This window comes from Plantactinospora siamensis (assembly GCF_042434095.1).
In the GTDB taxonomy this organism is placed as follows: Bacteria; Actinomycetota; Actinomycetes; order Mycobacteriales; family Micromonosporaceae; genus KBS50.
Genome location: NZ_JBHLUE010000009.1, coordinates 12,754 through 36,164 on the forward strand (window position 1 = coordinate 12,754; position 23,411 = coordinate 36,164).

Sequence of the window (23,411 nt, forward strand, 5' to 3'; positions counted from 1 at the left end):
CCGGGGAACGCGGGCCGGCATGATTGCGGATCCCGGACTGGAGGCGCGCCGGACCCTCGAACGGGCCCGGGAGCTCATCATGGAGACGCACGAGATCGCGGTGCGGTACGGGGATGAGCGGTTGCACCAGATAGCCGACCAGATGAGCGAGCTGGCCATGCGGCTCGGCCACGACGCGGGGCCGGTCGAGGAATGGCGCCCGTGCCCGGTCTGCGGCGCCGAACCGGAACAGCACTGCCGGTTCGTCCCGGGCTGCCGCATGGTCGACGGTACGCACCCGGAGCGGCGCAAACTCTGCTAGCCGGCCCCGCCGGGCACCTCGAGGCGTACGTGAATGTCTGTCGTCTGGAGTTCATGAGGGTTCAACCAACCGTCCCTGACCACGTCGGATGCCGTCCCTAGGTTCGTGCGGAGTCACGAAAAGGGGACGCATGAGCAGAGTGGCCGCAGTTCGGGCCCGCGGGATCACCAGGTCCTTCGGCGACGTGGTCGCGCTCGACGGCGTCGACCTGGATGTGGCGCCCGGGCAGATCCACGGCCTGGTCGGACCGAACGGCGCCGGCAAGACGACGCTGCTGGGTCTGCTGCTGGGCCTGGCGGTGGCCGACGGCGGTCGCCTCGAGATCCTCGGCCGGCCGGTGGGCCGGGCGCTCGCGGCCCCCGCCGGGGTGGCCGGCTTCGTGGACGGTCCCGGCCTCTACCCCTCGCTCACCGCCCGGCAGAACCTCGCGGCCCTGGCCGCCCTGCGCGGCCAGGGCGCGCGGAGCGCCGGCATCGACGACGCGCTCGACCAGGTCGGGCTCACCGACGTGGCCGACGACCGGGTGCATGGCTTCTCCCTGGGCATGCGGCAACGGCTCGGGCTCGGCGCGGCTCTGCTCGGCCGGCCCCGGCTGCTCGTGCTCGACGAGCCGGCCAACGGCCTCGACCCGGCCGGCAAGCGGCACGTGCACGGCGTCCTCACCCGACTTGCGGCGGCCGGGACCAGCGTCGTGCTCTCCAGTCATCGGATGGACGACCTCGAGGCGCTGTGTTCCGAGGCCACGATCCTGGCCACCGGCCGGGTCGTCTTCTCCGGCCCGCTGCGCAAGCTCGCGGCCGAGAACCGCGAACTCGACTACCGGCTGGTCACCTCCGATCATCGCGCCGCGCGGACCCTGGCCGCCGAGACGGCCGGGGTCGCGGTGCTGGACGAGGGCGGCATCCGGTACGGCGCCGAGGTGCTCGCCGTACGCGCTCGGGTGCCGGCCCTGGACGACCTGGTGGCGCGGCTGGTGCACGCCGGCGTGGCCGTGCGGGAACTGGCGCCGGTGGTGTCGCCGATGGAGTCCGCGTTCCTCGCCCTCACCGAGCAGCAGGAGGCCGGTCGATGACGGTGACGGTCGGGACCTCCACGGTGGATCCCCGTACCGGCGGTGACGGCCCGGTGCCGGTGGTCCGCGGCTACCGCTTCGAGATGGTCAAGCTGTTCGCCCAGTGGCGGATCAGGCTGCTGCTGTTGGCCTGCTGGATCGCGCCGGCCGGATTTGTGGCCGGGGTGAGCGGGCAGAGCACGCTGCCGGTCGACACCCTCTTCGGCCGCTGGATGCACGCCACCGGATGGGCCGGACCACTGGTCATGCTCGGCTTCGCCGGCACCTGGGCGCTGCCGCTGCTGACCTCGCTGGTCGCCGGGGACGTGTTCGCCGTCGAGGACCGGCTCGGCACCTGGCGGCACCTGCTGGTCGCGGTGCGGTCGCCGCGTCGGATCTTCGCGGCCAAGACGCTGGCGAGCGTGAGCGTGGTCCTGCTGTTGGTGGCCGGGCTGGCCGTTTCCAGCGCGGTCGGCGGGGTGCTGGCGGTCGGCAACCGGCCGCTGGTCGGTCTCGACGGCCACCTCCTGACGCCCGGGGACGCCGCCGGGCGGGTGCTGCTCGCCTGGGTGTGCGTGCTCGCCCCGACCCTGGCGCTGGCGGGGATCGGTCTGCTCGGCTCCGTGGCGCTGGGCCGCTCCCCGGTCGGCCTGCTGCTGCCGGCGCTGGTGGCGCTCGCGATGCAGCTGGCCCAGCTGCTGCCGCTGCCGGTGGCCGCGCGCCTCGCGCTGCCCGGTTACGCCTTCATCGCCTGGAACGGTCTGTTCACCGCCCCGACGCAGCTGCGGCCGCTGCTGATCGGCGTGCTGGTCAGCCTGGCCTGGGCGGTGACCGCGACGGCGCTGGCCTATCGGCTCTTCCTGCGGCGGGACTTCACCGGCTCCGGCCAGGACGGGATCGGCCGGCGGGGGCTCACGCTCGGCGTGCTCCCGCTGGCCGGGCTGGCCGCCGTGACGGTGGTGGCGTTGACCGCGTTGACCGGCGCCACCGGCTCGGGGATCGAGCAGGACCGGGTGCAGCGCTCGGTGGCCACCGCGTTCGCCCACCTCTACCGCGTACAAACCCGGGAGCTCAACCGGCCCGATGTCACCGAGGCGCAGCTGCGCACCACCGCGGCCTGCACCAAGGGCGCCGGCAGCCGCGCCGCCGAGGGGCCGGGCAACGACTGGCGCTGCGTCGTCTCGTGGCGCCTTCCCGGCGTCGAGGCGACCGGGACGGCCATCTACCAGCTCGACGTCGCCGCGGACGGCCGGTACATGGCCGACGGCGACGGACCGAAGGAGGTGAACGGCTACTTCCTGGTGCGGACTCCCGCCGGGGACGCGCCAAACCCGCTGTGGCAGTTCGACGGCAACGTGGAGCTGCTGCCCACCTGTGAAGGGAAAGATCAATGCAGGTAGCACGCCGCCGCCGGCGGCCCGAGACGGAGCGCTTCGGGCTGCTGAGCCCGCGTCTCGGCCGCCGGTTACCCCTCGCCGCGGCCGGCGCCACCGCACTCGTCCTTGTCGCCGGCACCGGTGTCGGCTTCGCCCAGACCTACCAGTTCGGCACCGACCGTGTCGGCGAGGTCACCGGCAAGGGCCTCGTGGTCTCCGACGACCAGTACGTCAAGCCGATCGGCGAGCGTCTCGTCATCAACAACGGCAAGATCATGTCCTCGACGGTGAGCCCGGACGGCACGCACGCCGCGGCCTCGCTGGCCGACGGGGGGATGGCACTGGCCATCCTGGACCTGAAGACCTGGAAGGTGCGGCAGTTGGTCGGCAAGAACGCGGCCGCCGACCTGCAGATCAGCGGCAATGACGTGGGCCAGGAAGGGCCCACGTACTCGCCGGACGGCTCGCGGCTGTGGCTCGGGCAGGCCGACGGGTACCGCACGTTCACCGTCAACCCGGACGGCACGCTGGCCAACCCGGCCTTCGTCCCGATCCCCGCCGACGGGCCGAGGCGCGCGCTGGCCAGCACGGCCGTGTTCTCGCCCGACGGGTCCACCGTGTACGCCGCGGTCAACGGCCAGAACCGGGTGGTGGCCATCGACGCGGCCACCGGGTCCATCAAGCAGAGCTGGGCCGTGGGCATCGCCCCGCGGGACCTCGCCCTGGTTGGCGGCAAGCTCTATGCGAGCAACGAGGGCGGCCGCCCGGCGAAGCCCGGTGAGACCACCATCAACTCCTACAACACGCCGGTGCCGGCCAACCCGGCCACCGGCGCCACCACGACCGGCACGGTCAGTGTGATCGACCCGGCGAAGCCCGACGCCGCCGCCAAGAGCATCGACGTCGGCCTGCACCCCACCGCGCTGTACGCCAAGGGTCGGGCGCTGTTCGTCGCCAACACCGCCACCAACGACGTCTCGGTGATCGACACCGCCCGCGACAGGGTGGTGCAGACGATCGCGACCCAGCCGTGGCCGGAGTCGTCGGTCGGCTACCAGCCCGACGCGGTCACCCTCACCGACGACGGCCACCTGCTGGTGACGCTCGGCCGCGCCAACGCCGTGGCCGTCTACCGGTACACCACCCCGCAGGAGCCGGTCAGCTACGTGGGCCTGCTCCCCACCGACTACTTCCCCGCGGAGATCGCCACGGTCGGCCACGACGTGATCGTGTCCAACACCCGTGGCATCGACGCCCGTCGTCCCACCACCAGTGGCGGACACGGGACCCACGACACCACCTCGAGCCTGCAGCGGTTCACGCTGCCGAACGACCACGCCATCAAGGCGCAGACCCGTACGGTATTCGACCAGAACGGTTGGACCGCCGGGTCGGTCAAGCAGGCCCAGGGCCGGCGCAACGTCAAGCCCGTGCCGGTCCCGGCGCGGCTCGGCGACCCCTCGACGATCAAGCACGTCTTCCTGATCGTCAAGGAGAACCGGACGTACGACCAGATGTTCGGCGACGTGGCGCGCGGCAACGGCGACCCGGCGCTGGCCCAGTTCGGCGAGAACGTGACGCCGAACCAGCACGCGCTGGCCGCGCAGTTCGGGCTGTACGACAACACGTACGACATCGGCACGAACTCGGCCGAGGGCCACAACTGGCTCATGCAGGCGGACGACCCGGAGTACACCGAGTCCTCGGCCGGCGAGTACATCCGCAGCTACGACACCGAGGACGACGCGCTCGGCCACCAGCGGACCGGCTTCATCTGGACCGGCGCCCAGGCCAAGGGCAAGTCGGTGCGGGACTTCGGCGAGTTCCACCAGTTCCTCACCAAGCCGGCCGACGCGAGCTGGCAGAACCTGTACTGCGACAGCCTGCACATGGCGGGGACCGGGCAGAACACCGCGTACCCGATGGTCTCGTCCTCGCCGATCCCGTCGCTGAACAACGTGTCGGTGCACGCGTTCCCGAAGTTCGACACCGACGTGCCGGACATCTACCGGTACGAGATCTGGAAGCGGGACTTCGCCAAGCACGGTCCGGCGAACCTCAACATGTTCTGGCTCTCCAGCGACCACACCGGTGGCCCGCCGAACGCGGCCGCGCAGGTGGCCGACAACGACCTCGCGGTCGGCAAGATGGTGGACACCATCACGCACAGCAGGTACTGGAAGGACTCGGCCATCTTCGTGGTCGAGGACGACTCGCAGGCCGGGCTCGACCACGTCGACGGTCACCGCGCGCCGATCCAGATCATCAGCCCGTACGCCCGGCACGGCGTCGTCGACAGCCGGTACTACTCGCAGATCACGATGATCCGGACCATCGAGCAGATCCTCGGGATCCACCCGATGAACCAGAAGGACAGCGCCGCCAGCCCGATGACCGGCGCCTTCACCCAGCGGCCGAACTTCAAGCAGTTCACCGCGCTGCCCAACCGGACCTCGCTCACCGCGGGTCTGAAAACCCTGCCGCCCTGCGGCGCCGACAACCCGGCGCCGCCGAACCCGAACGCCGCGGCCGTACCCTCGGCAACGGTGCCGGCCGACAAGCAGCAGCTCGCGGCCACGTGGGAGGCGTGGAAGTCGCACCAGCGGCTGACCGGGCCCGACGCGCGAGCCGACGCCGCCAACCCGGCGCAGATGAACCACTTCACGTGGTACCAGACGCACGGGTGGACGACGCCGTACCCGGGTGAAAGCAAGATCTTCGCCCCGAACGACGTACCGGGCGCCGCCATCCCGGCGGCCGAGTCCGACTGACCCGGCGCCGACCGCATGGGCGGCCCCGGCCGGCTTCACCGCCGGCCGGGGCCGCTCCGCGTCCGGCTGTCGCGCCTACTTGTGCTGGATGCGGTAGCTGCCGTCGCCGGCGGCGGCCCGATCGGCCAGGGTCTGCCAGGCGGCGCCGTCGTCGATCTTGAGCGCCTCCCGGAGGTAGCCGGAGATCGCGTCGGCGACCAGGGCCACCCGGGTCGGGTCCTCGTCGGTGGTCTCGGCCACCTGCTCGCCGGCGACCCCGCCGAGGGTGTGCTCGCCCTCGGCGATGGTGAGCAGGCTCTTGGGGGCGGGGCTGAGGTGGTAGGCGTCGGTGAACCAGTCCGGTCCGCGGGTGGACATCGCCGACCGGTCCTGGTCGCCGGCGACGATCAGGGCGGGCGTGGTCATGGTGGAGTAGTCGGGACGCATGAACGGCAGGTGTTCGACGGCGAACGCGGTGAGCGAGTCGCCGGTGCCGGTGGCCGCGATGAGCGCGCCGGCCGTGATCGCGGGGTGGGCGAAGTCCTCGCCCGGGTTGCCGTCGGCGTCCAGGACGCGGGCGCCGAGGAGGGTGCCGACGGTCTGGCCGCCCCAGGAGTGCCCGACGGCGGCGACCCGCTGCAGGTCGGCGCGGCCGGCCAGGCCGGCCCGGGAGAGGACGTCCTCGAGGTTGTCGAGGATGGCGTGCAGGTCGGCGATCCGGACCCGCCAGATGGCGCCGAATCGCGGGTCGTCGAAGCCGATGCCGTTGCGGCGGGAGTCGAGGTGGGTGGGCTGGACGACCACGAAGCCGGCCGCGGCCCACCGGTCGACGAGCGGCTCGTAGCCGTCCATGGACCAGGCGTTGCCGTGGGAGAAGACGATCACCGGCAGGTCGTGACCGGCCACCGGGGCGGTGACCTTGACCTGCAGCTCGAGGCCGCGTCCGGTGGTGGGCACGGGGACGGGCTTGATCGCGACGAGCGGTTGGGCAAGTTGACCGATGCGCATGGTGATGCTGCTTCCTGGGTGTGGGGAGTGGTCTGCCATAATTTGGCGGAACACCGTTCCGTCAACAATAGCGGAACAATGTTCCGCCAACAAGGAGGGGTCGTGGCCGACTCGCTGGGCGCGCGGCAGGCAGCGGTACAGCGCAACCGCGAGGCGCTGCTCGCCGCCGCCGCGGCCGTGTTCGTGGAGCAGGGGGTGCAGGCGCCGATCCGGGACATCGCCGGGCGGGCCGGCGTGGGGCTGGGGACGGTCTACCGCCACTTCCCGAGCCGGGCCGAGCTGGTCACCGCGGTGTACCGACACCAGATCGAGGAGTGCGTCGCGCTCGCCGCCGCGCTGCTGGCCGAGCCCATCCCCCCCGGCGCGGCGCTGGCCCGCTGGATCGACGCCTTCGTGGAGTTCCTGGTGACCAAGCACGGTCTGGGAGTCGCCCTGCAGTCCGCGGACCCGAGCCTGCTCACCCTGCACACGCTGATGCTCGACCGGCTGGTTCCCGCCTGCGCGTCGCTGATCGCCGCCGGGGTGGCCGCCGGCGAGATCGACCCGGAGGTGACCGCCTACACCCTCATGCGTGCCGTGGGCAACCTCTGCATCCTGGGCGCGGGCTACGAGCGGGCCGACGCGCAGGACATGGTGGCCCGGCTGCTCGTGGGGTGCCGCCGCGCCCCCTGACGGGCATTGACGCGGCTCCTAGAGTGGCCCTTTCAGACCAAGTGGTCGGCGGCAGGTCGGTCAGGGCCAGGTGAAGGCGAGCGGCTGACCGAGATATCTCCCGTACGGGGTGAACGCCGCCTCGATCCTGGCCCGTTCCCGGGTGCCGAGCCGGACCAGTGGAAAGACCTCCACGGTGGTGCGGGTCCTGCCGAGGGTGCGCTTCCAGGTGCCGATCACCCGGCCGGCGCGGACCACGGTGGACCGGAACATCCCGTTGTTGCCCGGCACGACCGCGGCCATGTGCCCGCTGTCCAGCATCAGCGACCGGTCCTTGAAGCCCAGCAGGTATTCGTCGAACCCGGGCAGCACCAGCAGGTCGTCGGTGAGGTCGAGCAGGTCGGGGGCGGTGGCGGCCGCCTCCAGCAGGGCGGGATCGGCGTACAGCTCGGCGCCGTCGCCGCCCACCGAGACCAGGTCGGCGCCGGCCGCCGCGATGCCCCGCCGGGCGTCGGCGAGGGTGAGCCCCGTCCAGCCGGCGAGGTCCCGGTGGGTCGTGGGGCCGTGGCTGCGGAAGTATCGGGTGGCGATCAGCGCCAGCGCCTCGTCCCGGTCCGGCCGGCGCGGGTCGGGCGCCCACTCGTCGAGCAGCACGAACGTCTGCTCCTTGCCGATGCTCGGGGCGATGCAGGTGACGCCGCGCTGGCTCACGTACCACAGCAGGTGGTAGCCGCGCTGGCCGGTGCAGTCGATGCCGGCGGCGGTCAGCGTGGCCAGGCATTCGGCGCGGGTGAGCCGGCCGCCGCCGGCCAGCGCGGTCCCGAGCACGTCCGCCGCCCGCTCGGCCGCCCGGATGTCGAGGCCGAGGGCGGCCCGCCGGGTCTCGGCCTGGACGAGCTGCCGGACACCCATGACCTCCAGCATCCAGCGGGCGTCCCGGGGCGGCACCAGGTGCACGGTGCCGCGCATCGGCCAGGTGCGGATCGCCTCCCGGCGCTCCATCGCGGCCTGCACGTCGGTCAGGGTGAACGCGGGCAGCCGAACGCCCAGCGACCACAGGCCGCTGGCCAGGTCCTGCGCCTGCATGGCGCCGAACCACTCAACCACCCCGGCCACGTCGGCGGGCCGAGCGACGGCCGCGCCAGGCCGAGCGCCGTCGGCGCCGTCCGCCTGGCCGCGCAGCAGCAGGCTGGACATCCGCAGCGCAAGCACCTGCCCCGAGGTCAGCTCCACGGCCCGGATGCTAACTCCGCCGTACGACAGGCTCGGGCGACCGGTGCCCTTGGGTGAACCGCAGACCTTCCTAGGCGACGTTCAGGTGGATGTTGCCGATGCGGGCCACAACATCCAGATGACCGCCGAGACCGGTGACGTACGCGCGAAGGGTTTCCAGGCTGGTGGCGGTGCCGTTCTCGATCTGGCTGATTCGTGCCTGTGACAGGCCGGCGGCGTCGGCCAGTTGAGCCTGCGTCATACCAAGCTGCTTGCGAATGTCTGCCAATTGCGCACCACTGACCGAAGCGAGCATCTGATGGCGCATCTCGGCCCGTCGTTCGACTCTTTCGGCGCTGTCCCATCCGGGATCGAGACTTCGAGCCTTGTCCTTGACATCACGCCAGCTTGCCGGGTTGTTCATCGATCTTCCTTCAGTCTGGTCAGATGCTCGTGGAACCGTTGGTCGGCCAGCCGAACAGCAACGCGGTACCACTCCTGCCACTGGCCGGACTTGTCGCCGGCGACAAGAAACACCGCTTCACGGGCGGGGTCGAAGGCGAAGATCATGCGTATCTCGCTGGAGCTACTCGAACCTGGCCGCAGCTCCTTCATGTTGTGGAAGGCGCTCCCTTTGAGCCCACACACCACCAGTATAAGGCAAGCTTATATTCGGTTCCGCATGGCTGGCCACAACTGCTGGACTCTTCCTGACGGGGCGTAACCGGGCCGGGCGGTCAGGCCGGGACCACAACGGGGAGGGTGGTGAGGTTGCGGATCGCCAGGTTGGGACGGTAGAAGCGGTCCCGGCCGGGCGCCAGCCGCAGCTCCGGCAGCCGGGCGGTGAGGCGTTCCAGCAAGGTCCGTGCCTCCAACCGGGCCAGCGGGGCCCCGAAGCAGAAGTGCGAGCCGAAGCCGAACGACAGGTGCTCGGTGTTGTTGTCCCGATCCGGGTCGAAGCCGTCCGGATCGGCGAACACCCGCCCGTCCCGGTTCGCCGCGCCGATCAGCAGCAGGCAACGGGCGCCGGCCGGGATGGTGACCTCGCCGATGGTCACCGGCGCGGTGGTGACCCGCAGCCAGCCGTCGATGGGCGGCCCGTACCGCAGCGTCTCCTCGACGTACCCGGGAATGCCGGCCGGCTCGGCGACCAGCCGGCGCCAGCGGTCGGGCTCGGCCAGCGCGAACTCCAGGGCGTGCGCCAACAGGCCGGTGGTGGTCTCGTGGCCGGCCACGATGAGGTTGAAAACCAGCGCGGCCACCTCGGCCTCGGTGAGCACCCGGTCGTCGCCGCCGCGGTGCGCCAGCAGCCGGGTGATGGCGTCCGTTCCGCTGCCGGCCGTGGCGGCGCGCCGGGCCACCAGGTCGGTGCAGTACCGCCAGAACTCCACCAGCCGCTCGGCCGACTCGACCTGGTCGGCGGGGTCCGGGTGGCCCCAGATGAACTCGACCTGCCCGCGGGCCCAGGCTCGGATCCGGTCGGCGTCCTCGGCGATGCCGAGGATGTCCAGCACCACCCGCAACGGCAGCTCGGACGTGAGCGCCGGCACCAGATCGACCACCTCGCCGGCCCGCGCGGCGACGGCCCCGACCAGCTCGTCGACCCGTCGGTCGACGATCCGGCCGTACCGCTCGGCCACCCGGCCGGGGTTGTTGGCCACCGCGGCGCGCAGCGCCGCCCGGGTGCGGTCGTGCACCGGCGCGTCCGCGCCGATGGTGGTGGGCCGGATGTCGAAGTCGCGCAGCAGCTCGAGCGCCGCCGGGCACACCGGATAGGTGGGCACCACCGTGAGGGCGTTGCTGAAGGTACGGGCGTCCGCGAACGCCCGGCGCACGGCGTCGTACCCGCCGATCAGCCACAGCTGGAGGTCCTCGGCGTACCGGACCGGGCTGTCGCCGGCCAGCACCTCCCGCCACAACGGGGTCGGATCCTGGACGTAACCGCCGGCGTACGGGTTGAGCAGCATCGGTCCTCCCATCGACGTACGCCGTAGTATCCACCGGCTCAGGCCGGCTCGTGTGCCTCCGGATCCCGGGCCAGCACCGACCGCCCGCCGTCCACCGGCAGGGTGACGCCGGTGACGAAGCTGGCTTCGTCGGAGAGCAGGTACGCCACGGCCGCGGCCACCTCGTCCGGCCGGCCGACCCGGGCAAGCGGGTGCACGGCCGCCATCTCCGCGCTCACCCGGTCGGCCGCGGAGCCGTCCAGGCCGGCCAGGTACGCCGCGTGGCGCTCGGTGGCGATCGAACCGAGCGCCACCGTGTTGGCGCGGATGCCCCGGTGCCCGTACTCCACGGCCACCGCCCGGGTCAGCCCCTCGATCGCGGCCTTCGCCGTGACGTACGGGAGGCAGCCCGGCACGGCCCGCTGGGCCTGGTGCGACGAGACGTTGACGATCGCGCCGCCGGCGCCGGCCGCCAGGAACCGGCGTACGGCCGTGGCGCAGCCGGTGATCACCGGATCGAGGTTGCGGGCCACCAGGGCGGAGACCTCGGCGGGCGTGGCGGTGTGCAGCGAGACGTCCCGGAAGACGGCCGCGTTGTTCACCCAGCCCGCGAGCCGGGCGCCGGCCGGCACCGCGTCGGCGGCCCGGTCGGCGACCTGCTCATCGGCGGCGTCACCGGTGAGCGGCACCAACCGGCTGCCGGCCGGGTGGGCGGCCGTCCAGTCCAGCGCCTCCGCGTCGAACTCGACGGCCACCACGCCGTGTCCATCCTCGAGCAACCGGTGCACGACCGCCCGGCCGACGCCGCGGCCACCGCCCGTCACCACGTACCACCGGTGCACGTTGCGCCTCCCTGCCTGCTGCCTGCCGGACGGACGTTGCGCCCCGGGGCGCGCGCCGTGGAGTGTAAGTATCGGGGAACGCGCGCCGGCCGCCAGTCAGGAGGCGCCGCGTACATCGCTAGACGGCCGCCGGCTCGGTGCTGACCGGCTCGGCGAGAGCGCCGAGTTCCTTGACGATCCTCCTCCGGAGGCGGGTCAACCGGTACTGCTCGCTGAGCCGCAGGGCGGTCTGCAGCGACGACTCCGCCGCCGGACGTCGGTCGAGAACGGCCTGCACGGCTCCGGCGCCCCGCCACAGGTTCGCCTGCCCCTGCACCCAACCGGCGGCGGCGGCGTGCTTCGCGCCGGCCAGGTAGCTGTCGAGTGCTTCGCCGTACCGGCCCGTCGACCGCAGAGCGTCGGCCAGGAACTGGTGCGCAGCGGCGAGCCCGAGGGCATCGCCCGTGGACTTGGCCGCGGTGTGGGCGGCGAGGGCCGCCGTCAGTGGCGGTGCTACGTCGTTGCGCAACTCGAAGTATCCGCGTACCTGATCGGCCAGGCGCCAGGCGGCGGCGGGAAAGCCGAGCGAGGCCGCCTCGGTGACGGCGCCCATGATGTGCCGCAACTCGGAGTCGAGCCAGGTCAGGGCCGCGTCGGCGCCGTCGAACGGTGCGATGACGGGCATGTCGGCGGCCAGCCGTACGGCATCCGGGAAGCTGAGGTATACCGCGACGGACACCTGGGGGAGCAGCCAGCCGTAGAACCTCGACACCGCCGCGGTACGGGCTGCGGCGGTGTCGATCCGCGCGCTGAGCCGCAGGGCATAGCGACGGCACAGCGGCTCGTACCGATAGCGTCCGCCCGGTAGGCAGTCCACGAGGCCGCCGTCATGGAGCACGGCAAGCTGCTCCGCAGCCGTGTGCCGTTGCACGCCGAGGGTGGCCGCGGCGGCGTCCGGGCCGAACGTCGGCCCGGGGACGAGGGCGAGCATCCGGAATCCCAGCGCCGCCTCCGGGGGAAGGCGCAGCAGGTCGGGCAGCAGGTGCGCGGCGATCAGTTCCTCGTCGTCGCTGAGCGCGTCAAGGAGCACGTCGGGGTCGGCCAGCCGGGCCACGAGCGGCCCGATGGTCGCCGCGGTCCGGCCGGCGAGCCGTCCGGCCGTGGCCTTCAGGGCCAGCGGCAGGTGCCCACCGGCGGCGGTGAGGCGCGTGGCGGCGAAGGGGGACACCGCGGCCCAGGCCGGCCCGACGATGGTGGCCATCAGGCGGCGCGACTCCTCAGGTGCGAGCGGGCCGAGCGGCACGGCGGTGGCACCAGGCAGCTCGACCAGCCGTCGCCGGCTACTGATGACCACCGCGCTGCCGACCGCATCGGGCAGCAGCGACCGTACCTGTCCCGCCTCGCGTACGTTGTCGAACAGCGCAAGGAGGCGGCGATGCGCGACGAGCTGCCGGTATTGCGCCGCCCGCTGCGCCGGCGTACCCCGGGCATCGGCGCCGAGTGCCCGGACCGCGCCGGTGAGGGCCTCCTCGGCGGTGAGCGGCGCCCGGCCGGGCGGCCCGAGATCCAGATAGAGGACGCCGTCCGGGAAGTCTGCCCGGACGGTCACGGCGAGCTGCGTCAGCAGGGCGGACTTGCCGACCCCGATCGGACCGCTCAGGATCACGACCGCTGGCTGTCCCGCCGGCCGACCCAACAGTTGTACGGCGCGGGCAACCTCGCGCATCCTGCCGACGAAGCCATCCGGTGCCGCCGGTAGGGAGGCGGGCACGGTCGCCAGATGCCGCCACTCCTGTCGCAGGACCGTCCGTTGGGCGCCCATGATCTCCGGCCCGGGGTCGATGCCGAGTTCGTCGCCGAGCCGCTCCCGGATGCGTCGCAGCACATGGAGGGCGTCGGCCTGTCGGCCGGTCGCGGCCAGCGCGACCGCCAGCTGAGCGTGCAGCGGCTCATGCAGCGGATAACGGGCCGCCGGGCCGTCGAGGCGCCGCAGCACATCGTTCCACCGGCCCGCCGACGCGGCGACGTCGGCGTAGTGCAGCGTGGCGGCGATGCGGTCCTCGACGAGGGCGCGCACCACCGGCGCTCCCTGCAGTTCCGGCACGTCGGCCGCCGGTTCGCCGCGCCAGAGGTCCAACGCCTCCCCCAGCAGGGCGTCCGCCAGCCCACCGTTGGCGACCCGCCGGGCCCGTTCGGTCAGCGTCCGGAAGGCGGTCGCGTCGATGAGGTCCGCCGCCACGTTGAGCCGGTATCCCCCGGGCAGCAGCCGCACGATATTCTCGGCGTGGCGCCGCTGAAGGACGCGCCGGAGCTGGCTGACCGTGCCCTGCAGCAGGCTCACCGACGAGGCGGGCGGTTGCTCTCCCCAGAGCAGCTCGATCAGTTCGTGGGGGTCGACCGCCGAGTCGGGTGCCAGGGCGAGCCGGGCCAGGACCACCCGGTGCCGCCGGGCACCCGGGTCGATCGGCGCCGCGCCCCGGCTGACCAGCAGCGGCCCAAGGACGCTGACGGACAACGGCGCCGTGCCGCCCGGCGATTCCTCATTTCCGGGTTTCGCTGGCCGGGCCGATCCGTCGGCTCGCGCGGCCCGCTGCAGCGCGTCCGCCTCGTCGGGCGGCAGGTCGAGGGCGGCGGCGAGCGCACGGACCGACCGGACTCGTGGGTGCAGGCTACGGCGCTGCTCGAAGTCCCGGACGGCGGTCGGACCGAGCCCAGCGCTGACCGACAGCTCCCGCTGAGTGAGTGCGGCACGCATGCGGTGCCGCCGAAGGATCGCGGCGAAGTCGACATGCGACAGGACTGGCTCGGTCAAGTGTTCCCCTCACCTGACTGCGCTGTGGAATGCGCGGCGGTTTGCCTCGGTCCTCACCGGTTATCGATTCCTGCGTGACTGTAGTTGACCGCGGACGATTTATCAGCAGTGCGGCGCGGGTAGAGCTGTGTAGCTGGACCGCCGGCGATTCGAGCCGGCTGTGGACGGTGCCCACGCCGCGCATATTGAGCCGCTGCCCGGCAGAATTACCACGCGTCGGACCCGTTGACAAGGACGCTGACCGGCCATTGTGCCGGCCATTGTGACTATCCGGTTTGATGCCGCTGGCCCGTACCGCCCAAGGAGATCCGATGACCGACGACGGCCTCGCATCGCTCCTGCGGCAGCATCGCCGCCGGCTCGGTCTCACCCAGGAGGCCCTCGCCGAGCGCGCCGGGGTGAGCGCCCGCTCGATCCGCGACATCGAGCGCGGCGGACGGGTGCCGCGCCGGCACACCGTCGGGCTGCTGGCCGCGGCGCTGGAGCTGGCCGACGAGCACCGGACGACGTTCGTGGCCGCGACCGAAGCCATCGCGCGGCGGCGGACGGCCCCGCTCAATCCCCTGCGGGCCTCCACCGGTCCGGCCACGGCCGGACCAGTGCCGCGGCAGCTGCCGATGGATGTGAGCGACTTCGTCGGCCGCGACGAGGTGCTCCGCGAGATTCTCCGGGCTCTGCGGCCGGACGAACCGTCCCCGCGCCTGGTGGTCATCTCGGGACCGGCGGGCATCGGCAAGTCCGCGCTCGCCGTCCAGACGGCGCACCGGTTGGCATCGTCCTATCCGGATGGTCAGCTGTACGTGTCGCTGCACGGGACCACGGGCCAGCCGCTCGACCCGAGCGACGCGCTGGCGCACCTGTTGCGCTCGCTGGGTCGGCCCGACGGCGCCATTCCGGGCGACGCTGGCGCGCGGGCGGCGCTGATGCGGGAACTCGTCGTCGACCGGCGGTTGCTCCTCGTGCTCGACGACGCGGCCGGTCACGAACAGGTGGCCCCCCTGCTTCCGGCCGGGTCGAGCGCCGTCCTGGTCACCGGCCGCCCGCCGCTCACCGGGCTGCCGGGCAGCACGGCGGTCGACCTCATGCCGATGGGCGACGCGGCGGCGCTGGAGTTGTTCACCCGGATCGCCGGGCGATCCCGCGTCGAGGCCGATCCCGGCAGCGTCGCCGAGGTCGTGCGGGCATGCGGCGGTCTGCCGCTGGCGGTTCGCATCGCCGCCGCGCGGTTCGCCGCACATCCGCAGTGGACGGCGCGGCTGCTGGCTGACCGGCTCGGCGACGAACGGCGCCGGCTGGCGGAGCTGCGCCACGGAGACCTTGCGGTGCGGACCAGCCTGCAGCTGGGCTACCAGGCCCTCAGCGCACCGGCCGCTCGATCGATGGCCCTGCTCGGAAGCCTGCCGGTCGCCACGTTTCCGGAGTGGGCGGCTGCCGCGCTGCTCGACGTGCCGGCGGCCACCGGCGCCGGCATGCTGCGTGAGCTGCTCGACGCCCGACTCCTCGACGAGGTCGGCGTCGATCCGGCGGGGCAGCTGCGGTACCGGTTCCACGATCTGACCCGGCTCTTTGCGCGAGAATGCCAGGACGCCCACGATGCCGACGGCGAATCTCGGGCGGCGGTCATCATGCGTGCTGCCACGATCTGGCTCGGGATCGCCCGCCAGGTGCGGGAAGCGCTGCAGGGCCAGCGGCTGTACCTCGACGATCCCCGCATAGCGGCGGCATTGGGCGACGATCGGGTCGTTCATGCAGCCCGGCAGCGGCCGGTCGACTGGTTCGAGGCCGAACGGGAGACCCTCGGCAGCCTCGTGCTCGCGTGCGCCGACGCCGGTGGTCACGGGATCGCCGGCGCGCTTACCGGAACCATGGCGGACTTCTGCGAGCTACGCGGCCACTACACCGACTGGCATCGAATGAGCAGCGCGGTGCTGGCGGCCTGCCGCCGCAGCGGTGACGGACCGGGTGAGATCGCCATGCTGCGCTCCCTCGGCTTCGCCCAGCTCGAGCTGGATGACCTCGACGGCGCGCTCGAGCAGCTGCGGGCAGCTCGGACCCTTGCCCGCCAACTCGGCGCGTACCCGTCGGCCGCGATGGCCGCCAAGGAGATCGGGTACGTGCTGGGGCTGGTCGGCCGGCTTGACGAGGCGGAGGGGATGCTGCGCGCGGCCGAGGAGGAACTGGACCGGATCGGTCGCCAGGACACTCGGGCACTGGCCCTGACGAACCTGAGCTTCGTGCTGCGTCAGCGCGGCGAGCTGGATGAGTCCGTGGAGATCGCCCGAGTGGCGCAGGCGCTCGGCGAGGCGCAGCGCAGCCGGTTCGTCCAGGCATACGCGGGGCGCGGGCTCGCCGGGGCGCTGTTGGCCGCCGGTCGAGGGGACGAGGCGGCCGGTGCGGCGCAGCGGGCGGCGGAACTCTACCGCGAGATCGGCGACCCGATCGGCGAAGGGCAGAGCCTGCGGGCGCTCGGCGAGGCGTTCGCGCGTGATCCCGCTCGGCAGGTCGAGGCGGAGCGCCTGTTGCGGAATGCGGCGGACCTCTTCCGAGAGCATCCCTACCCGTGGGGGCTGGCGCTGACCGAGTTGAGCCTCGGTGAACTGCTGGCCCGGTCTGACGCGCCCGAGGCCGCGGACGTGCTGCGCTCGTCGCTGCGGTTCTGGGCCGCCGAGGCGGTCCCCGCACTGCAGGCGCGGGCGCTCGTCGCGCTGGCCGGCGCCGAGGAACGGCGGGGCCGCGACGCCCGGGGGCTGTGGGAGCAGGCGCTGGGTCACTATTCGACGATCGGCTCGCCCGCCGCCGCGGCCCTGGCGGACCGGCTCAGCAGAGCGGGCCGAGTGGGCCTCGACGACTGATCCAGCGGTCGGATCAGGACGGATTCGGTACGGGCCGCGCCGATCCATTTACGGACCAGTACGGCCGGTCAGGCTCCCCGTACCAGCACCACAGGACCACGGGGGAATCGTGCGCCGCCATCCCGGCCGGCGTGCGGGGCCGCCTCCAGACCGGACGGTGGTTAACGACCATGCTCAGACTGTCACGGCGCTCGGCGCTTTACCTGTTCGCTTCCGCGGCCGCCGGATCGGCGGTCGGCCTCGCGATGGACTCCCCGGCCTCGGCGCAGGCGGCGGAGCCCTCGACCGATCTGGCCCTGGCGGGGCTCCCGCTGGGCATCGACTATTCGTTCGGCCGGCCACGTCCCAGCGCGATCGCGGCCGCGGGCTACGGGTTCGTCTGCCGCTATCTCAGCAACACCGCCGCCAAGAATCTCACCCGGTCGGAGGCCGACGCCCTGCGGGCGGCCGGCCTGGACATCGTCGCCAACTGGGAGGCCAGCGCCAGTGAGGCGCTGGACGGCTACTCGGCCGGCGCGGCCAGCGCCGCCGAGGCGAATCGGCAGGCACTGGCCTGTGGGATGCCGTCGACGCGGCCGATCTACTTCAGCGTCGACTTCGACGCAACCTCCGGGCAGCAGAGCACGATCAATGCCTACTTCGACGGCGTCGCCTCCGTTCTCGGCCGGGACCGGACCGGCGCGTACGGGGGCTACTACGTGCTCGGCAGGTTGTTCGATGCCGGGAAGATCACCTGGGGCTGGCAGACATTCGCCTGGTCCGGCGGTAACTGGGACTCCCGTGCCCAGCTTCGTCAGGTGGTCAATGGGATCACGGTGGACGGCTACGACTGCGACAAGGATGAGGCGCACGCGACCGACTACGGACAGTGGGGTGCGCAGGCGCCGGACAACACCAACCCGTTGGGGCTGCCGGGTGGGCGGTCCTACGGCGCCGAAAGTCAGCATCACGTGTACGCGTGGGCGAACGACAACGGGCTCCTGCACTACTGGTACAACGACGTCAACCCCGGGTGGTACTCGGTGGCACTGCAGGGGAAGATCGCGGGCCAGCCGGTCGGTTACTACGCCAACCACATCAACCACGTGTTCGCGCGGGACGCGAACGGCCACCTGTGGCACTGGTGGTACAACATGTTGAATCCGGGTTGGAAGTACGCCGACCTCACCGGAGCGGCCGGCGGCGGACCGATCGCCGACGTGCCCACCGCCTACTACGACGGCGACATCCACCACGTGTTCGCCCGCGGAACCGACGGTGGGCTCCGACACTGGTGGTACAACGACACCAATCCGGGTTGGTACCAGGCGACGCTCACCGGCACCATCACGGACAACCCGACCGCGTACTTCGTCGACGGCACCCACCACGTCTACGCCCGGGACCCCAACGCCGGGTTGTGGCACTGGTGGTACTCCAACGCCAGCCCGGGCTGGCAGCGTGACTTCGTCACCGGGCTGTCCGGCGGCACGCTGGCCGGCAGCCCGTCCGCGTACGCGGCGAACGGCATCCATCACGTGTTCGCGCGGGATCCGAGCGGCCGGCTGCGGTCCTGGTGGTACAACATGGGCAACCCGGGTTGGCAGACGAGCGACATCGGTGCCGCGACCGGCGGCTCGACGATGACCGACAGCCCGGTCGCCTACTACGCGGCCGGCGGCCACCACGCGTACGCGCGCGGGAGCAACGGCAACCTGACGCACTGGTGGTACACCGACGCCGCTCCCGGATGGCATCGACAGGACCTGGGCGCCGGGATCACCGGTACGCCGACGGCCTATCTGATGAACAACATCCACCACGTGTACGCGCGCGGGGCGGGCACCGACGCGCAACTGCATCACTGGTGGTACAACAACGACAACCCCGGCTGGAAGACGGCAGTCCTCGGCGGCAGCATCCATTAGTCGGCACGCGGCGCAGACAGAGTTGGCCGAGGCCCCCCGCCGGAGCCTCGGCCAGCTCGACATCATCCGTCCCGCACAACCTCCTCCGCCGCCGGCGGCGCGGTTCAGCCGGTCACTGCCACACGTCGAGGATCGGGGACAGGCTCGCGGCGTTGTTGATGCCGGGCAGCCCGTACGCGGCCTCGATGGTGCGCAGCACGGTGTAGTGGGTGATCCGCTCGCCGTAGGAGCCGGTGCGGACGTGGGCCCCGACGAAGGCCGTGAAGATGTGGTTGCCGGACAGGCTGTTGTCCTCGTCGAACGTGACGATCAGCAGGCTGTTGTGCGTCTTGGCCCACTGGGCGTACGCGTCCAGGTTGGCGCGCGCCCAGGTGTCCCCGGTGGACACCGAGCAGTCGTGCATGTCGTGGCACATGTCCGGGGTGATGAACGCGACCGCGGGCAGCGTGGTGTAGTCGGCCGGGAAGGCCGCGTACGTCCGGTTGCTCGACGCCGGCACGTTGGTGAAGTCCACCCAGGCGTTGTGCTTGCGCTGGTAGTTGCCGCTGGAGCAGCCGGTGTAGCCGTCCGACGGCATCCCCTCGGAGTAGCCGGTGAAGGTTCGACCGGCGCCGATCAGCTGGCTGCCGAGGTTGGTGCCGGAGAAGGTCTTGGGACAGGAGTCCGAGGTCACGCCCTGGGTGGAACCGGAGAACAACGCGATGTAGTTGGGCTGGCTCGGGTGGGTCACCGCGTAGGAGGCGGTGAACTTCGCGCCCTGGCCGGCGAGGGAGTTGAGGTAGGGGGCGCTGGACGAGCCGTTGATCTGGCCGTAGGAGTGGTTCTCGAACATCACCAGCACGATGTGGTCGAAGGCCGGCACCGCGGTGGCGGCCCCGGCGGGGGCGGTGGTCGTGGCCGTGGCGGCGGTCGCGGTGAGCAGCGCCGCCAGCAGAGCCGTGCGTCCGCGTCGAGGTGACATGCTGTGCCTCCCCTTGTCGTGGGCGTCCGGGGGTTCCCGGTCGACGACCGGCGGCTGCCGGTCGTCGGGATCCTCCGGCGACCGGTCGACACCGCCGTGCACCGGTGCCGACGCGCGGCTGTGCGGCGCGTGAACAAGCGATGCTCGTCTATTTTAGAGCCCCGTCGGGTCGATTCGCCGGAGATCCGTTTCAGCGGCGCATCAGGGCGAAGACGCCCCAGCCCAGATAGCGGCGCCGGTAGCGGACGTGCCGCAGCGGGGCGTCCCGCAACTCCGCCCGGAACTGCTCGGCCAGCTCGTCGTCCGGGTTGGCGTCCAGCCAGGTGCGGACGCTGAGCCACTGCGCCGCGGCGTACCGGTCCCAGCTGTCGCCGTCGGCCAGCACCATCTCGACCAGATCCCAGCCGAGCTGGCCGAACAGCTCGATCAGCCCGGGCAGGTCGCGGAAGCTCTCCGCGGCGATGGCGTCGCAGGCCTCGACGGTGGCGTGGTCCGGCGGGTCCAGCAGCCAGTACGGCTCGCCGACCAGCAGCATGCCGCCGGGGCGCAGGCTGCGGCTCAGCAGGTCGATGGTGCCGGGCACGCCGCCGCCGATCCAGGTGGCGCCGACGCAGGCGGCCACATCGACCGGCTCGTCGGACACGTGGCCGGCGGCGTCGCCGTGGGTGAACCGTACCCGGTCGGCCACGCCAAGCTCGGCGGCGCGGGACCGGGCGGCGGCGAGGAAGACGGTGCTGATGTCCACGCCTGTCCCGGCGACGCCGTGGTCCCGGCTCCAGGTGCAGAGCAGCTCGCCGCTGCCGCAGGCCAGGTCGAGCAGGGTCATTCCGGGCCGCAGCCGGATGGCCCGCCCGAGGGTGGCCAGCTTGACGTCGTCGATGGGGTTGTGGATGCGGTGATCACGTTCGCGGATGGTGAAGGTGCGGGGCAGGTCCACGTCGGAAGTTCCTCACGTCGGGGGTCGGGATGGGGCGGTCGACTGACGCGGGTACGACGGGCACAAAATCACCTCCGGCGAGAACGTGGAGGCCCACGCTAGCGCCCCGGGCGCCGGCGATCGAGCCGATTTCCGCGCTATCCGGGTGGGGGGAGCAGGCCGGCCGCCATCGCGGTGGTGACCGCGGCCGTCCGGTCCGAGACGCCGAGCTTGGCGAAGCTGCGCAGCAGGTGGGTCTTCACGGTGGCCTCGGTGATGTGCAACCGCAGCCCGACCTCGACGTTGGACAACCCGGCCGCGACCAGCCGCAGCACCTCGGTCTCCCGCGGTGACAGCGTGGCCGGCCGCGGTCCGCGCAGCTGCCGGAGGACCCGCCCGGCGACCGCCGGCGCGAGCACCGTCTCGCCCCGGGCCGCCCCCCGGACCGCCTCGATGAGCTCGGCCCGGGAGGCGTCCTTGAGCAGGTAGCCCGCCGCGCCCGCCTCCACGGCGCGCAGGATGTCCCCGTCCGTCTCGTAGGTGGTGAGCACCACGACCCGGGTGTCCGGCAGCAGCGCCAGCAACCGGGCCGCCGCGGCCGCGCCGTCCAGGCCGGGCATCCGCAGATCCATCAGTACGACGGTCGGGCGGAGCGTCCGGGCGAGGGTCAGCGCCTCCACCCCGGACGCGGCCTCGCCGTCCACGGTGATGTCCGGCTCGCCGGCCAGCATCCCGCGGATCCCGGCCCGGACCACCGGATGGTCGTCGACCAGCAGCACCGAGATCATCCGACCGGCACCTCCGCCCGGACCACCGTGCCGGCGCCGGGCTCGGAGGACACGCACAGCGTGCCGGCCACCTGCTCGACCCGGGACCGCATCCCGGCCAGCCCGTAGCCGGCGCCGGCGGCCGGCTCGGGAAAACCGCGACCGTCGTCGCGGATCTCCAGCACGACGGCGTCGGGGCGGCAGTCGAGCCGGACCGCCACGCTGGTGGCCGCGGCGTGCCGGCGGGCGTTGGCCAGCGCCTCCTGGGTGACGCGCAGCAGCACCACCTCGACCGAGGTGGGCAGCGCCGGCGCCGGATTCGTGACGGTGAGGGTGGCCCGCACCCCCGTCTCGGCGCCGAACCGGTGCACCACCCGGCGCAGCGCCTGCGCCAGCGGCGAACCGGCCAGCTCCGTGGGGGTGAGTGCGGCGACCAGCGCCCGGGTCTCGGCCAGGTTGTCCCGGGCGGTGCGCACGGCCAGCGCCAGATGCCGGCGGGCCCGCTCCGGCTGCCCGGCCCGCTCCGGCTCCCGGGTCAGCTCGGCGTCGGCGGCCTGGATCAGCATGACCACGCTGGACAGGCCCTGCGCGACGGTGTCGTGGATCTCCGCGGCCAGCCGCTGCCGCTCGGCCGCGATCCCGGCCTGCCGGGACAGCCGGGCCACCTCGTCGCGGGAGGCGGCCAGCTGGTCGATGAGCATGGCCCGACGGTCACCCTCGACGAACAGGTGCCGGATCCACCCGCCACTGACCGACACCGCCACGGCGGTCATGCCGGCGACCAGCAGTACCCCGCGGAACTCGGGGCCGTCGCCGACGCGCAGCCACACCAGGGTGACGTGCGCGGCGTGGAACAGCACCACCGTGCCGACCGCCGGCACGGTACGCATCAGCATGAACGCCTGCGGCAGCAGCACGAACATGGCGAACGAGGCGGAGGACGCCAACGCCACCGCCGGTACGTAGAGCGCGAAGGCGACCGTCAGGTAGACAAGGCGGCGGCGGTCCTCGACCTCATCCCGGATGAGCGGCCGGCCGAAGGCCGCGTACCAGAGGGCGAGTGCGGCCAGCAGGGCGAGGGAACCGGCGCGGGCCGGCGGGGCCGGCGGGGCGCTGACGGCCACGGCGACCGCCACGGCGAGGGTCAGCGCCGCGAAGTAGACGTCCCAGAGCGGGTAGCGGGCGACCCAGGTCTCCGCCGGGGACGGGCCGCGGGCGGTCACCGGCCCCGGCGCCGGGCCCTCCGCGGTCACCGGTCCCGCCGGCCCCGCCAGCGGAAGGTGGTCAGACACAGCAGCAGACCTCCGATGCACCAGGCGGTGAGGATGACCGCGATCCGACCGTGTTCCCAGCGGGGCACGGCCTCCGCCCCCAGAATCGTGTCCGGCAGCAGCGCCGAACGGAAGCCCTGGGCCATCCACTTGAGCGGAAAGATCGATCCCAGCACGAGCAGCGGCTGCGGCAGCGCACCGACCGGGGTGACGTAGATGCCGGAGACGAAGGACGACACCAGGTACGGCAGCTGGGTCACGGCGGCGGCGCTGCGCGCCGAGCGGATCAGGCCGGTGACCGCGATGCCGAGCATCGCGCACGCGGTGGCGCCGAGCAGGAACACCCAGCCGAGGGTGAGCCAGTGCCGGGCGTCGACCGGAAGCCGCACCCCGAACAGGACCATGCCGACGGTGAGCAGCAGCGCGGCCTCGGCCGCCGACACCACCGCCGCCTGCATGATCTTGCCGACGAAGTACGCCGTCGCCGGCATCGGTACGGCCCGCAGCCGGCGCAGCGTGCCGTCGTCGCGGTCGGTGGCGATGCCCCCGCCGAGGTTGACGAACGTGGTTGCGGCGACCCCGGCGGAGATCATGCTGGGCGCGAGGTACTGCGCCGCGGTGACGTCGCTGCCAGGGTAGCTGCCGGAGAACAGCGAGCCGAGCAGGGCGAGGGTGACGATCGGCAGGGCGAAGCTGAACACCACGGCGTCCCATTCCCGGGTGAACGTCTTCAGCTCGATGACGCCCCGGTGCAGGCCGAGGAGCAGTGTGCTGGGCAGCCGGGGCGGCGGCCCGCCGGCGCCGGGCAT

At 72.5% G+C, this 23,411-nt stretch carries 19 protein-coding genes; 7 read left to right on the forward strand and 12 right to left on the reverse strand.

What is annotated here, in order from left to right; all coding sequences use genetic code 11:
- Positions 1-19 precede the first annotated feature (19 nt).
- The 4 genes from ACFFHU_RS12300 (at position 20) to ACFFHU_RS12315 (ending at position 5,499) form a co-directional block, all read left to right on the forward strand.
- On the forward strand, positions 20-301 hold the full coding sequence (locus ACFFHU_RS12300) for a hypothetical protein (RefSeq protein WP_377338304.1): 282 nt from the start codon (positions 20-22) through the stop codon (positions 299-301).
- 130 nt (positions 302-431) lie between these two features.
- Positions 432-1,373: an ABC transporter ATP-binding protein gene (locus tag ACFFHU_RS12305; RefSeq protein WP_377338305.1), complete on the forward strand. Its 942-nt coding sequence runs from the start codon at positions 432-434 to the stop codon at positions 1,371-1,373.
- A complete protein-coding gene (locus ACFFHU_RS12310) occupies positions 1,370-2,752 on the forward strand; it encodes an ABC transporter permease (protein WP_377338306.1) in 1,383 nt (460 codons plus the stop codon). The genes ACFFHU_RS12305 and ACFFHU_RS12310 overlap by 4 nt, the downstream gene beginning before the upstream one ends.
- A complete protein-coding gene (locus ACFFHU_RS12315) occupies positions 2,743-5,499 on the forward strand; it encodes an alkaline phosphatase family protein (RefSeq protein WP_377338307.1) in 2,757 nt (918 codons plus the stop codon). The genes ACFFHU_RS12310 and ACFFHU_RS12315 overlap by 10 nt, the downstream gene beginning before the upstream one ends.
- Before the next feature lie 75 nt (positions 5,500-5,574).
- Here ACFFHU_RS12315 and ACFFHU_RS12320 read toward each other — a convergent pair whose 3' ends face one another.
- The gene (locus ACFFHU_RS12320; protein WP_377338309.1) at positions 5,575-6,486 is read right to left on the reverse strand and encodes an alpha/beta hydrolase family protein; all 912 of its coding nucleotides are present in this window, start codon (positions 6,484-6,486) and stop codon (positions 5,575-5,577) included.
- 102 nt (positions 6,487-6,588) lie between these two features.
- On the opposite strand from ACFFHU_RS12320, the gene ACFFHU_RS12325 reads away from it, so the two are divergent.
- Positions 6,589-7,158 (forward strand): TetR/AcrR family transcriptional regulator, encoded by a 570-nt coding sequence (locus ACFFHU_RS12325; RefSeq protein ID WP_377338311.1) that lies wholly within the window; start codon positions 6,589-6,591, stop codon positions 7,156-7,158.
- Positions 7,159-7,218: 60 nt separating this feature from the next.
- Here ACFFHU_RS12325 and ACFFHU_RS12330 read toward each other — a convergent pair whose 3' ends face one another.
- The 6 genes from ACFFHU_RS12330 to ACFFHU_RS12355 all read right to left on the reverse strand — a co-directional run bounded on the left by ACFFHU_RS12330 (position 7,219) and on the right by ACFFHU_RS12355 (position 13,928).
- A complete protein-coding gene (locus tag ACFFHU_RS12330; protein ID WP_377338313.1) occupies positions 7,219-8,370 on the reverse strand; it encodes a winged helix DNA-binding domain-containing protein in 1,152 nt (383 codons plus the stop codon).
- A 70-nt stretch (positions 8,371-8,440) separates the two neighbouring features.
- Positions 8,441-8,773, reverse strand: a complete 333-nt coding sequence (locus ACFFHU_RS12335; RefSeq protein ID WP_377338315.1) for a helix-turn-helix domain-containing protein — start codon at positions 8,771-8,773, stop codon at positions 8,441-8,443.
- Positions 8,770-8,964, reverse strand: coding sequence for a type II toxin-antitoxin system RelE/ParE family toxin (locus ACFFHU_RS12340; RefSeq protein ID WP_377338317.1), 195 nt, complete (start codon positions 8,962-8,964; stop codon positions 8,770-8,772). The genes ACFFHU_RS12335 and ACFFHU_RS12340 overlap by 4 nt, the downstream gene beginning before the upstream one ends.
- Positions 8,965-9,086: 122 nt before the next feature.
- The gene (locus ACFFHU_RS12345; protein ID WP_377338319.1) at positions 9,087-10,328 is read right to left on the reverse strand and encodes a cytochrome P450; all 1,242 of its coding nucleotides are present in this window, start codon (positions 10,326-10,328) and stop codon (positions 9,087-9,089) included.
- 26 nt (positions 10,329-10,354) lie between these two features.
- Positions 10,355-11,137: an SDR family NAD(P)-dependent oxidoreductase gene (locus tag ACFFHU_RS12350; RefSeq protein ID WP_377338321.1), complete on the reverse strand. Its 783-nt coding sequence runs from the start codon at positions 11,135-11,137 to the stop codon at positions 10,355-10,357.
- Between the two features lie 118 nt (positions 11,138-11,255).
- A complete protein-coding gene (locus ACFFHU_RS12355; RefSeq protein ID WP_377338323.1) occupies positions 11,256-13,928 on the reverse strand; it encodes a BTAD domain-containing putative transcriptional regulator in 2,673 nt (890 codons plus the stop codon).
- Positions 13,929-14,239: 311 nt separating this feature from the next.
- On the opposite strand from ACFFHU_RS12355, the gene ACFFHU_RS12360 reads away from it, so the two are divergent.
- Together ACFFHU_RS12360 and ACFFHU_RS12365 are read left to right on the forward strand one after the other, a co-directional pair.
- A complete protein-coding gene (locus ACFFHU_RS12360) occupies positions 14,240-16,780 on the forward strand; it encodes an ATP-binding protein (protein WP_377338325.1) in 2,541 nt (846 codons plus the stop codon).
- Positions 16,781-16,950: 170 nt separating this feature from the next.
- Positions 16,951-18,687, forward strand: coding sequence for a glycoside hydrolase domain-containing protein (locus ACFFHU_RS12365; protein ID WP_377338327.1), 1,737 nt, complete (start codon positions 16,951-16,953; stop codon positions 18,685-18,687).
- A gap of 112 nt (positions 18,688-18,799) precedes the next feature.
- Here the strand turns inward: ACFFHU_RS12365 and ACFFHU_RS12370 are convergent, their stop codons facing one another.
- From ACFFHU_RS12370 to ACFFHU_RS12390, 5 genes are all read right to left on the reverse strand, one after another.
- Positions 18,800-19,648 carry an alkaline phosphatase family protein gene (locus ACFFHU_RS12370; RefSeq protein ID WP_377338329.1) on the reverse strand — a complete coding sequence of 283 codons (849 nt, stop codon included), beginning with the start codon at positions 19,646-19,648 and terminating at the stop codon, positions 18,800-18,802.
- Between the two features lie 190 nt (positions 19,649-19,838).
- The gene (locus tag ACFFHU_RS12375; RefSeq protein ID WP_377338331.1) at positions 19,839-20,585 is read right to left on the reverse strand and encodes an SAM-dependent methyltransferase; all 747 of its coding nucleotides are present in this window, start codon (positions 20,583-20,585) and stop codon (positions 19,839-19,841) included.
- Positions 20,586-20,722: 137 nt separating this feature from the next.
- Positions 20,723-21,352, reverse strand: a complete 630-nt coding sequence (locus tag ACFFHU_RS12380; protein ID WP_377338333.1) for a response regulator — start codon at positions 21,350-21,352, stop codon at positions 20,723-20,725.
- On the reverse strand, positions 21,349-22,623 hold the full coding sequence (locus ACFFHU_RS12385; RefSeq protein ID WP_377338335.1) for a sensor histidine kinase: 1,275 nt from the start codon (positions 22,621-22,623) through the stop codon (positions 21,349-21,351). The genes ACFFHU_RS12380 and ACFFHU_RS12385 overlap by 4 nt, the downstream gene beginning before the upstream one ends.
- A complete protein-coding gene (locus ACFFHU_RS12390; RefSeq protein ID WP_377338526.1) occupies positions 22,581-23,411 on the reverse strand; it encodes an ABC transporter permease in 831 nt (276 codons plus the stop codon). The genes ACFFHU_RS12385 and ACFFHU_RS12390 overlap by 43 nt, the downstream gene beginning before the upstream one ends.